Annotated in this window: 12 protein-coding genes and 1 tRNA gene; 3 read left to right on the top strand and 10 right to left on the bottom strand. The window is 72.3% G+C overall.

What is annotated here, in order from left to right; genetic code table 11:
• Nucleotides 1–63 precede the first annotated feature (63 nt).
• On the bottom strand, nt 64–1,716 hold the full coding sequence (argS, locus tag ACIBCA_RS06815; protein ID WP_396281740.1) for an arginine--tRNA ligase: 1,653 nt from the start codon (nt 1,714–1,716) through the stop codon (nt 64–66).
• 97 nt (nt 1,717–1,813) lie between these two features.
• Nucleotides 1,814–2,251, bottom strand: a complete 438-nt coding sequence (locus tag ACIBCA_RS06810; protein ID WP_396281739.1) for a PleD family two-component system response regulator — start codon at nt 2,249–2,251, stop codon at nt 1,814–1,816.
• Between the two features lie 161 nt (nt 2,252–2,412).
• On the opposite strand from ACIBCA_RS06810, the gene ACIBCA_RS06805 reads away from it, so the two are divergent.
• A tRNA-Arg gene (locus tag ACIBCA_RS06805) sits at nt 2,413–2,484 on the top strand.
• Nucleotides 2,485–2,602: 118 nt separating this feature from the next.
• Here the strand turns inward: ACIBCA_RS06805 and ACIBCA_RS06800 are convergent.
• From ACIBCA_RS06800 to ACIBCA_RS06790, 3 genes are all read right to left on the bottom strand, one after another.
• The gene (locus tag ACIBCA_RS06800; protein ID WP_396281738.1) at nt 2,603–3,580 is read right to left on the bottom strand and encodes a trypsin-like serine peptidase; all 978 of its coding nucleotides are present in this window, start codon (nt 3,578–3,580) and stop codon (nt 2,603–2,605) included.
• Between the two features lie 166 nt (nt 3,581–3,746).
• On the bottom strand, nt 3,747–5,318 hold the full coding sequence (locus ACIBCA_RS06795) for an MFS transporter (protein ID WP_396281737.1): 1,572 nt from the start codon (nt 5,316–5,318) through the stop codon (nt 3,747–3,749).
• A gap of 201 nt (nt 5,319–5,519) precedes the next feature.
• On the bottom strand, nt 5,520–7,226 hold the full coding sequence (locus ACIBCA_RS06790) for a DUF885 domain-containing protein (RefSeq protein WP_396281736.1): 1,707 nt from the start codon (nt 7,224–7,226) through the stop codon (nt 5,520–5,522).
• A 152-nt stretch (nt 7,227–7,378) separates the two neighbouring features.
• Here ACIBCA_RS06790 and ACIBCA_RS06785 point away from each other — a divergent pair, with 152 nt between their 5' ends.
• Complete coding sequence (locus ACIBCA_RS06785) at nt 7,379–8,134, top strand: TetR/AcrR family transcriptional regulator (RefSeq protein ID WP_396281735.1); 756 nt, start codon at nt 7,379–7,381, stop codon at nt 8,132–8,134.
• Between the two features lie 79 nt (nt 8,135–8,213).
• Here the strand turns inward: ACIBCA_RS06785 and ACIBCA_RS06780 are convergent, their stop codons facing one another.
• Complete coding sequence (locus ACIBCA_RS06780) at nt 8,214–9,065, bottom strand: fumarylacetoacetate hydrolase family protein (RefSeq protein ID WP_396281734.1); 852 nt, start codon at nt 9,063–9,065, stop codon at nt 8,214–8,216.
• 260 nt (nt 9,066–9,325) lie between these two features.
• On the opposite strand from ACIBCA_RS06780, the gene ACIBCA_RS06775 reads away from it, so the two are divergent.
• Nucleotides 9,326–10,018, top strand: coding sequence for an MBL fold metallo-hydrolase (locus ACIBCA_RS06775; protein ID WP_396281733.1), 693 nt, complete (start codon nt 9,326–9,328; stop codon nt 10,016–10,018).
• A gap of 113 nt (nt 10,019–10,131) precedes the next feature.
• Here the strand turns inward: ACIBCA_RS06775 and ACIBCA_RS06770 are convergent, their stop codons facing one another.
• The 4 genes from ACIBCA_RS06770 to ACIBCA_RS06755 all read right to left on the bottom strand — a co-directional run bounded on the left by ACIBCA_RS06770 (nt 10,132) and on the right by ACIBCA_RS06755 (nt 14,305).
• Nucleotides 10,132–11,337, bottom strand: a complete 1,206-nt coding sequence (locus ACIBCA_RS06770; protein WP_396281732.1) for a serine/threonine-protein kinase — start codon at nt 11,335–11,337, stop codon at nt 10,132–10,134.
• 98 nt (nt 11,338–11,435) lie between these two features.
• Nucleotides 11,436–12,425: an ABC transporter substrate-binding protein gene (locus tag ACIBCA_RS06765; RefSeq protein ID WP_396281731.1), complete on the bottom strand. Its 990-nt coding sequence runs from the start codon at nt 12,423–12,425 to the stop codon at nt 11,436–11,438.
• Between the two features lie 48 nt (nt 12,426–12,473).
• Complete coding sequence (locus tag ACIBCA_RS06760) at nt 12,474–13,226, bottom strand: amino acid ABC transporter ATP-binding protein (protein ID WP_396281819.1); 753 nt, start codon at nt 13,224–13,226, stop codon at nt 12,474–12,476.
• Nucleotides 13,227–13,267: 41 nt separating this feature from the next.
• Entirely contained in the window at nt 13,268–14,305 is a 1,038-nt protein-coding gene (locus ACIBCA_RS06755) for an amino acid ABC transporter permease (RefSeq protein WP_396281730.1), read from the bottom strand.
• Between the last annotated feature and the right edge of the window lie 7 nt (nt 14,306–14,312).

Raw genomic sequence — 14,312 nt, 5'->3', positions numbered from 1 at the left:
GGGGCGGCCGCCGGTCCCCGTTGACCGGTCAGCCGCCCCCGCTGCGCGCTTGGGGGGTGGTGCCTACATCCGCTCGGGCGTCGATACGCCCAGGAGCGTCAGACCGTTGGCGAGCACGGTGCGCGTCGCCTCGACCAACCAGAGGCGGGCGTGCGTGAGGTCCGTGACCTCGTCGTCGCCCTTGGGAAGGACGTTGCAGTTGTCCCAGAAGCGGTGGTACGCGCCGGCCAGCTCCTCCAGGTAGACGGCGACCCGGTGCGGCTCACGCAGTTCGCCGGCGGCGGCGATCACGCGCGGGAAGTCGGCGAGCTGGCCGAGCAGGTCCGACTCCCACTCCGTGCTCAGCAGTTCCGGTTTGAAGTCCCCGCGCGTGATGCCCATGTCGGCGGCCTTGCGCTGGAGCGAGGACATCCGGGCATGGGCGTACTGGACGTAGAAGACCCGGTTCTCGTTGGTCTGGCTCGTCAGGACGTTGATGTCCAGCGTGATCGTCGAGTTCGTGGAGGAGCGCGCGAGGGTGTAGCGGGCGGCATCCACACCGATCCAGTCGACGACGTCGTCGATGGTGATGATGTTGCCGGCCCGCTTCGACATGCGGACCTCTTCGCCGTCGCGGAGCATCTTCACGAACTGGCCGATGCGGACCTCGATGTTGCGGTCCATGTCGTCGCCCGCGCAGGCCACGATCGCCTTGAGGCGGTTGACGTAGCCGTGGTGGTCGGCGCCCAGCATGTAGACCGCGACCTCGGCGCCGCGGTCCCGCTTGGACAGGTAGTACGCGGCGTCGGCGGCGAAGTAGGTCTTGTCGCCGTCCGCCTTGACCAGGACGCGGTCCTTGTCGTCGCCGAAGTCGGTGGTGCGCAGGAAGACCGCGCCGTCCTGCTCGAAGACGTGGCCCTGCTCGCGCAGCCGGTCGATCGCCTTCTCGACGGCGCCGGAGTCGTGCAGCGTCTTCTCGGAGAACCAGACGTCGAAGTGGGTGCCGAACTCCTCCATCGACCGCTTGATCTCGGCGACCATCAGCGCGAGGCCCTGGGTGCGGAACACCTGGAGCTGCTCGTCCTCGGACAGGTCGAGCACGCCGGGGACGGCGTCGGTGATCGCCTTGGCGATGTCGACGATGTACTCGCCGACGTAGCCGTCCTCGGGGGCCTTGCGGCCGTTCGCGGCGGCCTGGAGGGAGGCGGCGAACTTGGAGATCTGCACGCCGGCGTCGTTGAGGTAGTACTCGGTGGTGACGTCGGCGCCGGAGGCGCGCAGCACGCGGGCCAGCGAGTCGCCGACGGCGGCCCAGCGGACGCCGCCGATGTGGATCGGGCCCGTCGGGTTGGCGGAGACGAACTCCAGGTTGATCCGCAGGCCCTTGAGGGCCTCGTTGCGGCCGTACTCCGCGCCCGCCTCCACGACGGTGCGCGCGAGCGCGCCGGCGGTGGCGGTGTCCAGGGTGATGTTCAGGAAGCCCGGACCGGCGATGTCGACCTTGGCGATGCCGGTGATCCCTCGCAGACGCTCGGCCAGGCCCTCGGCGATGACGCGCGGCGGCTTGCCGGCCGCCTTCGCGAGCTGGAGGGCCACGTTCGTCGCGTAGTCGCCGTGGTCCCGGTTCTTGGGCCGTTCGACCGTCACGTGCTCGGGCACGGCGACGGCCAGCTCGCCCGCCTCGACGGCGGAACTCACTGCGGCCTGGATTGCCTGGGAAAGGTCTGCGGGGGTCACGACGCCAAGCGTAGGCGAGACAGGGGTGCCGCCCGCCACTCGGTTTGCCCTGTGAGACCGGCGGTGAGACCGGTGCCGCGCCGCCGCAGCGGGGGTGTCAGCCGCGATCGGTGCGCTCTGTTCGCTCAGGGCGAAACCGTTCGGGCTGTTCCTCCTGCCCGTTGAGCCTCATCAGCCTCCGTACGAGGGCCACGAGGTCGGCCGGGTCGAAGGGCTTGCCGAGGTAGCCGTCGACGCCGACCGTCTCCCCCAGATCCAGGTCCGCCGGGGTGCAGGCGCTGACGATCGCGATCGGCAGGCCGCTCGTGTCCGGGGTCGCGCGCAGCCGGGCCGCCGTCCGCAGGCCGTCCAGCCGGGGCATCATCACGTCCAGGGTCACCACGTCGGGCTTCACCCGGCGGATGACCTCCAGGCATTCGGCGCCATCGGCTGCGGTCACGACCTCGAAGCCTTCGAGCTCCAGGTTGACCCTGATCAGCTGGCGGATCACCTCGCTGTCGTCCACCACGAGGACCCGCCCGGACACTCCCGACACCTCACCGAGGGTATCGGCGGGGCCCCGGGCGCGTCCGGCCTTTGGGCACTTCCGCCCCCCGGGGCCCCGCACCGGCGGGCCGGGAAACCCGTGCACGGACCACAGCGCGGGCCTGGTAGTGTTCTCCACGTCGGAAGCGCGAGCGACCGGCAGGCCGTCAGGCCCCCGTAGCTCAGGGGATAGAGCACCGCCCTCCGGAGGCGGGTGCGTAGGTTCGAATCCTACCGGGGGCACTTCGCAGTAGGTGCAACAGAGGCTCAGGTCAGTGGAGTTGGTCCACGGATCTGGGCCTTTTCCGTGTTTCCACGTCTCCACGTCTCCACGTTTCCACGCCGAGCCCCGGGCGCCCCCTCAGGAGCCCTCGACCTGGGTGTAGAGCGCGGCGATGGTGTGGTCGAAGTAGGCGCTGTACGAGGTGTCGTCGGTGTCGCCGCCCTGCTGGTAGCCGCCGATCGCGCCGACGACGTCGCCGGTGGCCGTGTTGATCCACGGGCCGCCGCTGGTGCCGGCCGGGTAGGACGGGCACTGGATGGAGCGCTGGTAGGCGCTCTGCTGGTCGGTGGTGTTGGTGCAGAGGCTGGGCGTCTCGGAGCCGGCCGGGTAGCCGTAGAGGCGGACGGTGGCGCCGAAGGGCTCGTCGGTGCCGAGCTTGTTGCCGCCGACCACGTCCTCGATCTTACGGCCGTTGTTGGGGGCCGTCTCCAGGATGGCGAAGTCCTCGTCCACGTCGCCCTTCTGGGACCAGCCGGCGGTGGTGTGGATCGCCGTGACCTGCCAGGTGCCGTACGGGGCGTTGCCGTCGCGGTAGCCGGGGGCGAAGCTGACGCCGTCGGTGCTGCTCAGACAGTGGGCGGCGGTGAGCAGCAGGTTGCCGCCGGCGCTGTGCAGCACGCTGGCGGTGCAGAAGTGGTTGCCGGCCGCGACGGAGCCGGTGAACAGCGCGCCGACGGTGGCGCTCTCGCGGGCGTCGGCGGGGGCGGGGGCGGTGGCGCCGAGGCCCGCGGTGCGCTGGGCGGGCACGGCGGCCGGGGTCGGGGTGGTCGCGGCGGGGGCGGGAACTGCGGCCGGGGTCGTCTCGGGGGCGCTCGGCGTGGCCGTCGCGCTGGGGGCGGCCGCGGCGACGGGCGAGGCGGGGGCCGCGGGGGCGGCGTCCTGGGCGGGCTGGACGGCGGGCCGGGTGCTGCGGGCCTTCGCGGCGGCCGACGTGTCGGAGAGGTCCAGCCCGTGGGTTCCGGCGACGACGCCGGCCACGACGACCGCCGAGAGACCGGTGAACAGGGCCGGGGCGAGCATGCGGCGGCGCGACCTCGGGCGGCGGTGCTGACCCATGCCTTGACTCCCCTGCCGTCGATCGGTGGTGGTGTACCGATCAACGACTATGACGCCTCAGCCTCGAAAGGTCGTTACCGAAGCCTAGGAGGTCGATGAGAAATATGTCACCGACCTCCCGGTAAGCCGTTTTGATCCCACGCGACGTCGCAGGTCAGGGGCCTTTTCACCCCGCTCTCTCGCGGTCGTCGGGCGCGACGGCCGCGGCCCGTGCGGGCTGCTCGGCCGGGGCGGCCTGCGCCTCCTGCCCGGGCTGCCGGGCCGCGCCGCCCGGGACGGTGGTCGCCTCGCCGGGCGCCGGCCGGTGGTCGATCATCACGAAGGCGACCAGCGAGGCGAGCAGCAGCACGCCCATCGCCACCCAGGTCGCGACCACGTAGCCGTGCACCGCGCCCTGGGCCTGGACGAGTTTGTCCGAGGCGAGCCGGGTGGACAGGTACGTCGCGGTGGCGCTGGCCGCGACGGTGTTCAGCAACGCGGTGCCGACCGAACCGCCGACCTGCTGGGCCGAGTTGATGGTGGCCGAGGCGGCGCCCGCCTCGTTGGGGGCGACGCCGAGGGTGGCCAGGCTCATCGACGGCATGAACACCATGCCCATCCCGAAGCCGAGCAGCAGCTCCGCGGGGAGCACCATCCCGGCCCAGGGGCTGTCCACCTTCATCTGGGTCAGCCAGGCCATGCCACCGCCGGCGAGCAGCAGCCCGGGGCCGATCAGGTTCCGCGAGGGCACCCTGGTCATCAGCCGGGCCGCGAAGCCCGTGGAGCTGAGGATGATGGCGCCCGTCATCGGCAGGAAGGACAGGCCGGAGACGATCGGCGAGAAGTGCTTGATGGCCTGGAGGTAGTAGGTCAGGAACAGGAACAGGCCGAACATGCCGACCATGGCCAGGCCCACCGAGAGCGCGGCGCCGCCGCGGTTGCGGTCCGCGACGATGTGGATCGGCAGCAGCGGGTGCCGCGAGCGCTTCTCGACCAGGACGAACAGCACGAGCAGGGCGACGCCTCCGATCAGCGAGCCCAGCACCAGGGCGTCGACCCAGCCGCGGGTCACGGCCTCGGAGGTGCCGTAGACGATCGCCAGCAGGCCCGCGCTGCCGATCAGCGCACCGGGCAGGTCGAGTTTGATCCGGCGGCCCTTGGCCACGTGGTCGCGTTCGAGCACCGAGAAGGCGGCGAAGGCGGTGGCCACGGCGATCGGGGTGTTGACGAACAGGCACCAGCGCCAGTTCAGGTACTCGGTCAGCACGCCGCCGGCGATGAAGCCGATGGCGGCGCCGCCGCCCGCGATGGCGCCGAAGATGCCGAAGGCCGTACTGCGCTCCTTGGGGTCGGTGAAGGTGGTCGAGAGCAGCCCCAGCGCGGAGGGGGCGAGGAGGGCGCCGAAGCCGCCCTGGAGGGCGCGGGCGCCGAAGAGCATCTCGGGGCTGGCCGCCGCGCCGCCGATGGCGGAGGCGAGGGCGAAGCCCAGCAGGCCGATGGTGAAGACGCGCTTGCGGCCGTAGAGGTCGCCCAGGCGTCCGCCGAGGAGCAGCAGGCCGCCGAAGGCGAGGGTGTAGGCGGTGATCACCCATTGCCGGTCGGCGTCGGAGATGCCGAGGTCCCGCTGGGCGGAGGGCAGGGCGATGTTCACGATGGTGATGTCGAGGACGATCATGAGCTGGGCGATGGCGATGACCGCCAGTGCCCACCATCGGCGGTTGTCCGCCTGCCCATGAGCGGTGGCTGGTTGAGCAGTCACTGGTAGAGCCTTCCGGAGTGGTCGGAGAGGTCACGCAGTCGCCTTCCAGTCGACATCCGGGGCGGGCGGATCGCAAGGAAAATGCTGGACAAATCGCCCGATACGGGACCAAAGAACCAGGCCCCCCGGGACTCCGGACGGAGTTCCGAGGGGCCCTGGCACCACGCTCCCGGGACGCCGGGCCGAGCGGATCGTGCCTGATCAGAGCGCGGACAGCTCCGCGACCAGGTCGTCCAGGCCCAGCGAGCCCTGCGAGAGCGCCGCCATGTGCCACGCCTTGAGGTCGAACTCCTCGCCGCGCGCCTCGTGCGCCGCCCTCGCCGCCGCGCGGCCGCTCAGCCAGGCGCGCTCGCCGAGCTTGTAGCCGATCGCCTGGCCCGGCAGGCCGAGGTAGCGGACCAGCTCGCTGTCCAGGAAGTCGGCCGACAGGCCGCAGTACAGGCCGAAGAACTCCCGGGCGTGCTCGGGGGTGACGCCCTCGCCCGGCCTGTACGGGCTGTCGGCGGGGAAGTCCAGGCCGACGTGCATGCCGATGTCGACGATCACCCGCAGCGCCCGCATCATCTGGGCGTTGAGGTAGCCGAGGCGGTGGCCGGGGTCGGTGAGGTAGCCCAGCTCGTCCATCAGGCGCTCGGCGTACAGCGCCCAGCCCTCCATGTTGGCGCTGACCCCGCCGAGGCTCACCTGGTAGGTGGAGAGCCGGTCGGCGACGTACACCCACTGCGCGAGCTGGAGGTGGTGGCCGGGGACGCCCTCGTGGTACCAGGTCGAGACGAGGTCCCAGACGGGGAAGCGGTCCCCGCCGAGCACCGGCAGCCAGGTGCGGCCGGGGCGGGAGAAGTCCAGCGAGGGCTGGGTGTAGTACGGCGCGGCGGCGCTGCCGGCCGGGGCCAGGCGCGACTCGACGCGGGTGACCGGCTCGGCCAGGTCGAAGTGGGTGCCCTGCAGGTCCCGGATCGCCTGGTCCATCAGGCCCTGGAGGTACTCGCGGGCGGCCTCGGAGCCCTCGACGGCCGGTCCGTCCGTCTCCAGCCACTTCATCGCGGCCATCGGGCCCTGGCCGGGCAGGACCTTCTCGGCCTCGGTCTCCATCTGGGCGCGCAGGTCGTGGAACTCGCTCCAGGCCCAGGCGTACGCCTCGTCCAGGTCGAGGTCGGAGCCCGTCCAGAAGCGGACGAAGCGGCCGTAGCGCTCCCGGCCCACCGGGTCCGGGGCGTCGGCGACGGCCGGGCCGTACACGTCGCGCAACCAGTCGCGCAGCGCGGCCAGCGCCTCGGCGGCGGCCACGGCGTGCCCGGCGAGCTCGGCGCGCAGGGCTTCGGGGGCGTCCTGGACGAAGGTGCCGAACCAGCCGCCGGGGGTCTCACCCTCCAGCCAGTCGGCGAACTGGCCGATCACGGTGGACACCTGGCGCGGGCCCGAGAACAGGCCCCGCTCGACGCCCTCGGCGAGGGTCTGCCGGTACTGCTCCAGCGCCAGCGGCACGCGGGCCAGGCGGCGGCCGACCACCTGCCACTGGGCCTCGGTGTCGGTGGCCATCAGGGTGAAGCACTCGCGGACGTCGTGCACCGGCGAGCCCAGGTTGCGCAGGGAGCGGTAGCTCTCCCCCGCGTCGTGGACGGCGAGTTCGGCGATGAGCCGCTCGCGCAGCAGCCGGGCGCAGCGGCGCTCCGCGTCGTCGTCGGCTGCGACGGAGCGCTCGGCCTCGTCCAGGCGGGCCAGGGTGCGGCGGGCGAGGTCGGCGAGGGCCTCGGAGCCGGCCGGGGACAGGTCGGGCAGCTGGTCGCCGTCGGGGTCGAGACCGAGGTAGACCGCGATCAGCGGGTTCAGCTCGGCCAGTTCGCGGACGTAGTCGTCGGCGAGGCGGCGCGGGGTGGTGCCGTCGGTGGTGATCAGTTCTTCAACCATCCGCACATCATCGCGTGACGTCAGGCGATTTCAACCCCCAGTCGGTCACGATCGGTGACCGCCGGGACGGCTTGCGAGGTGCGGACGTCCGTTCGGAAACAACCGTGCGGAGACAGGACCGGATCGGCCCGATGCCCATTACGCTGGCGGCCATGGAAGCCCGCCCCACCACGGCAGACGTCCCGAACCAAGCCCCGGACGCATCCGAGCCGCGTCGGCGACGCGCCGGCTACCGGCGGCTGCCGGTGCAGCAGCGGCGCGAACAGCTGATCGCCGTCGCCCTGGAGCTCTTCGCCTCCCGGCCCCCCGAGGAGGTCAGCCTCGACGACGTCGCCGAGGCCGCCGAAGCCTCCCGCCCCCTGGTCTACCGCTACTTCGCGGGCGGCAAGCAGCAGTTGTACGAGGCTGCGCTGCGCTCCGCGGCCGACGAACTGACCAGCCGCTTCGCGGTGCCCGTCTCCGGCACTCCGACCGAGCAGCTGGCGGCGGTGCTGGACGGCTACTTCGCGTTCGTCGCCGAGCACGACGCGGGCTACTCCGCGCTGCTGCGCGGCGGTTCGGTGGTGGAGACGGCCCGCACCTCGGCGATCGTCGACGACGTCCGGCGGGCGGCGCTGCGGCGCACCCTGCGGCACCTGGGCGTCCGGGAGGCCGGTCCGCGGCTGACGCTGCTGGTGCGCTCCTGGATCGCGGTGGTCGAGGGGGCCTCGCTGAGCTGGCTGGACGAGGGACGCGTGCTGCCGGTGCCGGAGCTGCGCGACTGGCTGGTGGACCAGTTCACGGCGATGGCGGCGGCGACGGCGCTGCACGACCCGCAGACGGCGGAGGTGCTGGCCCTGCTGCTCACGCTGGAGGGGCCGGACTCGACGCGGGCCGGGCGGCTGCGCGAGGTGCTGTCCGTACGGTGAGGCGGCCTGACCCCCGACCCCACCTCCGGCCCCGGCCCCGACCCCGACCCCCGTGCCAAGGGTCGGGCGGCGGCCGTGGTCAGGCTTTGCCGAGCACCTGGCGCTGGCGGCCGAGGCCGTCCACCTCGATCTCGACGACGTCCCCCGGGGCGAGGTACGGCGTGCCGGGGCGGCCCAGGGTGACGCCGGCCGGGGTGCCGGTGACGATCACGTCGCCGGGCTCCAGCACCATGAAGTGGCTGACGTAGCGGACGAGTTCGAGCACCGGGAAGATCATCTCCGCGGTGCTGCCGTGCTGACGCTGCTCACCGTTGACCCACAGCCGCAGGGTCAGCGCCTGCGGGTCGGGCACCTCGTCCGCGGTGACCAGCCAGGGGCCGAGCGGGGTGAAGGTCTCCGCCGACTTGCCCTTGTCCCACTGGCCGCCGCGCTCGAACTGGAAGGCCCGCTCGGTGACGTCGTTGGCGATCGTGTACCCGGCGATCACCCCGGCCGCCTCGGCGTGCGACTCCAGGTACCGGCCGGTGCGGCCGATCACGACCGCCAGTTCGGCCTCGTAGTCGGTCTTCTCGCCGCCGCGCGGCACCAGCACCTCGTCGTACGGGCCGACCACGGTGCTGGACGGCTTGAGGAAGACCACCGGCTCGGCCGGGATCGCCGCCCCGGCCTCGGCCGCGTGGTCGCGGTAGTTGAGCCCGATGCCGACCACCTTGCCGGGCCTGGCCACCGGCGCACCCACCCGCAGGCCGTCCAGGTCGATCACCGGCAGGGCGCTGGTGGCCACCTCCCGGGCCAGGGCGGCCCGGTCCAGCCCGGAGAGGAAGGGCCCGTCGATGTCGCGGGCCCGTCCGGAGAGGTCGTACGCGGTGCCGTCCTCGCCCAGGACGACCGGGCGCTCGGCGCCCACCGGTCCGACACGCAGGAGCTTCATCGATCCGTCACCAGCCTTTCGTCGCTGCTCAGTCGAGCTCGGTCGCAGCTCGGTGACGAGGTATATCAACGGCCCCGGCGCCGGACCAGCCCGTCCCGATGGGCGAAATCCTCCCAACCCTGCCCGGCCCCGGCCGTACCGGATCGGGCGCGCGCACGATTGACGCCGCCTGCGCCGTGGGCGAACGGGCGGGCGCGCCCATCACCCCAGGGCCCAGGATTCGGGCCATGGAGATCATCCGGGTACGCGATGAGTTGCACATGATCACACTGGAGTTCGGCGCCGCCTACCTGTGGCGCGACCCGCACGGGCTCACCCTGGTCGACACCGGCATCGCCGGATCGGCCCAGGACATCGAACGGGCCGTGCGCGAGCTCGGACTGGACCCGGAGGCGCTGCGCCGCATCGTCCTCACCCACCACCACGAGGACCACACCGGCTCGGCCGCCGAACTCGCCCGCCGCTGGGGCGCCGAGGTGGTCGCGCACCGCCTGGACGCCCCGGTGATCCGGCGCGAGCAGCCTCCCGTGCCGCCCGTGCTCAGCCCGTTCGAACAGGAGATCTGGGACGGGCTGCCGCCGATACCGCCCGCCGAGCCCTGCCCGGTGCACCGGGAGGTCGGCGAGGGTGACGTGCTGGACATCGGCGGCGGCGCGGTGGTGGTGCACGTGCCCGGCCACACCGACGGCAGCATCGCCCTGCACCTGCCCGGCGCGGGGGTGCTCTTCACCGGGGACCTCGCGAGCAACGTCGGCGGGCAGCCCCGGCCCGGAGTGTTCCACACCGACCCGAAGCAGGCGCTGGAGTCCTTCCACCGCCTGGCCGCGCTCCCGGTGGAGACGGCCGTGTTCGGCCACGGCGACCCGATCGCCGAGGGCGCCTCGGCCGCCCTGCGCGCCGCCTCCGAACGGGCGGCCCAGCCCCAGGCCCCTGTTGACCTGGACCCCTGCTGACCTGGGCCCCTGTCGACCTGGACCCCTGCTGACCTAGACCCCTGTTGACCTGGGCCCCTGCTGACCTAGACCCCTGTTGACCTGGGCCCCTGCTGACCTAGACCCCTGTCGACCTAGACCCCTTCGAGCAGCCGGGCCAGGGCCAGCGCCGGCCCCGCCTCGCCCTCGCCGTCGCGGTCCACCGCCGCCTGCCAGTACCGCAGGTCGCGCTCGACGTCGGCGCGGGCGGCGGGCTCGCCGGCGAGGCCGGGCAGCAGCTCGCGCAGCAGTGCGACCGCGGTGCCCCGGCGGCCGTCGCGGGCCAGCCACAGGGCCAGGTCGTGGCAGGTGCGCAGGGTGCGCGGGTCGGTGGGGCCGTAGATCCGGGCGTAGCGGGGGAGCATCTCGACGAGCATCTCGACGGCGTTGCCGTACTCCCCTTCCTCGCCCTGGCGCCACGCCTGGTCGGCGCGGCGGCGCAGCTCCTCGGCGTTGAGGTCGCCCGGGGCGAGCATCCCGGGCCGGATCCCGCGCAGCCGCTCGCGGACCTCGGCGGCGGTGGAGGGCCGGTCGGCGGGGTCCTTGGCGAGCAGGTCGGCGACGAGGTCGGCCAGGGCCGGGTCGATGCTGCGCAGCCGGGGCGGGATCTCGGTGGCGTGCTTGGTCATGTACCCGATGGGGGTGTCGGCGTGGAACGGGCGGCCGCCCGCGCACATCTCGTACATCATGATGCCGAGCGCGTAGAGGTCGGCGCGGCCGTCGATGACGCCGTCGCCCCAGCACTCGGGGGCCAGGTAGGGCACGGTGCCGACGACGACGCCGGCGGAGGTGAGGCCGGCTCCGCTCTGGCCGAGCAGCCGGGCGATGCCGAAGTCCACCACCTTGGCCCGGTCCTCGGCGTCGATCATGACGTTCTGGGGCTTGATGTCTCGGTGGACGACGCCCTTGCGGTGCGCCGCGTCCAGCGCCTTGCAGACGTGGACCATCCACTTGAGCGCCAAGGCGGGCTCGGGCGAAGGCTTCCTGCCGAGGACCTCGTACAGCGCCCGGCCCTCGACGTACTCCATCACCAGGTAGTGGGTCTCGCCGTCGCCGTCCACGATGCGGCCGTAGTCGTGCACGGTGACGATGTGCGGGTTCTTCAGGCCGCCCGCCGCCCTGGCCTCCAGGACGAACCTCTCCACCAGCTCGCGGTCGGTGGCGTGCTCGGTCCGGAGCAGCTTCACCGCGACCTCGCGGTGGAGCACGGTGTCGACCGCCAGCCAGACCACGCCGAAGCCGCCCTTGCCCAGCTGCCTGACCAGCTCGTACCTGCCGCCGAGCAGGTCTCCCTGCTGCATGTGCGCCCCCAACCCGCCCGTCCCCGCCCGGCGTTCGCCGGGGTCGGGCCACCATAGCGGCGGCCGGGGACGAACGGGTGAACGAGCCGCGGACTGTGTCAGGGCTGCACCTTGGGCAGGCCGGGCGGGTTGATCTCGGAGGTCGGCACGGCCTCGTTGTCCAGGCCCCAGCGCTTGAGCACCTGGGCGTACGTGCCGTTCTTGATCACCTCGTTGAGGGCCTGGTTGAGGGGCTGGACGAGCCCGCTGCCCTTCTTCGTGGTGGTCGCGATCTTGCCCTGGACGTCGGCGCCGCCGCCGGAGTAGGTGCCGACGACCTCGGTCTCGCCGGTCTGCGCGGCGTGGAAGGCGAGGTTGGGGTTGGGGCCGACGTAGGCGTCGATGCGGCCGGAGGAGAGCGCGAGGTAGAACTCGGTGCCCTGGAAGTACTTGATGTCGATCGGCTTGCGGCCGGCCTTGGTGTTCTCCTCGCTCCAGGCGATCAGCAGCTTCTCCTGGTTGGTGCCCGAGTTGACGCCCACCGACTTCCCGGCGAGGTCGGCGGCACCGGTGACCTTGAGGCCACTGCCCTTCTTCGTCTCGAAGCCGAGGACGTCCAGCCGGTAGGTGGCGAAGTCGTACTTCTCCTTGCGGGCCTCGGTGACGGTGATGTTGGAGATGCCGACGTCGTACTTGCCGCTGTCCAGGCCGACGAAGACGTTCTCCCAGGACGCCGGGGTGATCTCGACCTTGAGGCCGAGCACGTTGCCGAGCAGGTACGCGAGGTCCGGCTCGACGCCGATGACGGTCTTGTCGTCGTTCGCGTAGAAGTCCAGCGGCGGGGTGGTGCCGAGGGAGTCGACGACCGTCAGCGTGCCTCTCTTCCGGATCTCCTCCGGTACCAGCGCAGCGATCGCCTCGACTTTGGGCGTGGTCACCCGGTCCTGGTTGGGCGTGAGGTTCACCTTGACGCCGTTGGGCGCGACGCTGCCCTTGGCGGGGGCGAGGTCCGCCGCGGCGCCCGTGGCCCCGCTGCCGCAGGCGGCCAGGGTGAGGGCGGCGGCGAACGCGGCGGCGGCGGTCACGAGGGCGCGACGGGGTACGGACACGGCGGGACTCCTGCTCGGTGGAAGGGACGTACGGAAGAGAAAGGGGATTCAGAGGACCTTGGCCAGGAAGGCCCGGGTGCGCTCGTGCTGCGGGCTGTCCAGCACCTCGGCGGGCGGGCCCTGCTCGACGACCACGCCGCCGTCCATGAAGACCACGGTGTCGGCGACCTCGCGGGCGAAGCCGATCTCATGGGTGACGACGATCATCGTGGTGCCGCTGCGCGCCAGGTCCTTGATCACGTCGAGGACCTCGCCGACCAGCTCCGGGTCCAGCGCCGAGGTCGGCTCGTCGAACAGCAGCACCTTGGGCTCCAGCGCCAGCGCGCGGGCGATCGCCACCCGCTGCTGCTGACCGCCGGAGAGCTGCCGGGGGTAGACGGACGCCTTGTCGGCCAGCCCGACGCGCTCCAGCAGGGCCAGCGCCGTCGCCCGGGCCTCGGCCTTGGGCCGGCGCAGCGCGGCGACGGGCGCCTCGACGAGGTTCTCCAGCACGGTCAGGTGCGGGAACAGGTTGAAGTTCTGGAAGACGAAGCCGATGCCGGTGCGCTGGCGCAGCACCTCGCGCTCCTTGAGCTCGTGCAGCCGGTCGCCGGAGCGGCGGTAGCCGATCAGCTCGCCGTCGATGGCGACGTAGCCGCGGTCGAGCTTCTCCAGGTGGTTGATGGCGCGCAGCAGGGTGGACTTGCCGGAGCCGGAGGGGCCGAGCACCACCGTCACCGAACCGGCCGGGACGTCCAGGTCGACGCCGCGCAGCACGTCCAGGTCGCCGAAGCTCTTGTGCAGTCCCCGCACCCGCACCATCGGGGCGGCGGATCCGGTCTCGGGCTTCTTGGTCAGGGTCGTCACGATCGTCCTCCAGCGGTACGGGTGGGGAGGCTCCTGGTGAAGGCGCGCAGGCGCTGCCAGGGCGTGGGCGGCGGGGTGCGCTCGGAGCCGCGGGCGAAGTACCGCTCGACGTAGTACTGGCCGATGGACAGCACGGTGGTCAGCACCACGTACCAGACGGTGGCGACCATCAGCAGCGGCACCACCCGGCCCGTGCGGCCGTACACCACCTGCGCCTGGTAGAAGAGTTCGCCGATCGCCATCACGTAGACCACCGAGGTGCCCTTGAGCAGCGAGATCACCTCGTTGGCGGCGGCCGGCAGGATGCCGCGCATGGCCTGCGGCAGCACGATCCGCCAGGCCTGCCGCCACCGCGGGATGCCGAGGGCGGCGGCGGCCTCGCGCTGGCCGGCGTCCACGGCGAGGATGCCGCCGCGGATGATCTCGGCGGCGAACGCGGCCTGGTGCAGCCCGAGGCCGAGGACGGCGGCGCCGAGGGCGCTGAGCACGTCGATGGTCCGGAACTCGCCGAAGGTCGGCCCGAAGGGGATGCCGAAGCCGAACTCCTTGTACAGGTAGGAGAGGTTGAACCAGAACACCAGCTGCACGATCAGCGGGATCGAGCGGAACACCCAGACGTACGCCCAGGCGATGGTCTGCAGGATCGCGCTGCGGGAGAGCCTCAGCGCCGCCACCCCGGCGCCGAGCACGAAGCCCAGCAGGGTGCCGTAGACGGTGAGTTCGAGGGTGCGGCCGACGGCGGTGACGATCACGTCGGCGGTGAAGTAGGCGCGGAAGGTGGGCCAGTCCCAGCCGGGGTTGGTGGCCAGGCCGTGGCCGAACTGGATCAGCAGCACGAGGGCGACGGCTCCGGCGGCCCAGCGCCAGGGGTGGCGAGCGGGGACGGTCCTGAGGCCCTCGAGTTCGTCGAGTTCGTCGCGCCCGTCGATTTCGTCGCGTCCGTCGCGCCGGTCGAGCGGGTCGGGGTCGGCCGAGGCGGCCCGGCCGGGTCTGGGACCGGCGGATGCGGTGGCGGTGTCGGTGGTGGCGGTCATGGCGGGG

Origin of the sequence: Kitasatospora sp. NPDC051170, assembly GCF_044455705.1 — a bacterium.
Lineage (GTDB): Bacteria > Actinomycetota > Actinomycetes > Streptomycetales > Streptomycetaceae > Kitasatospora.
Note: the sequence above shows the minus strand (reverse complement) of the source record. Positions and strands in the feature narration are given on the sequence as shown.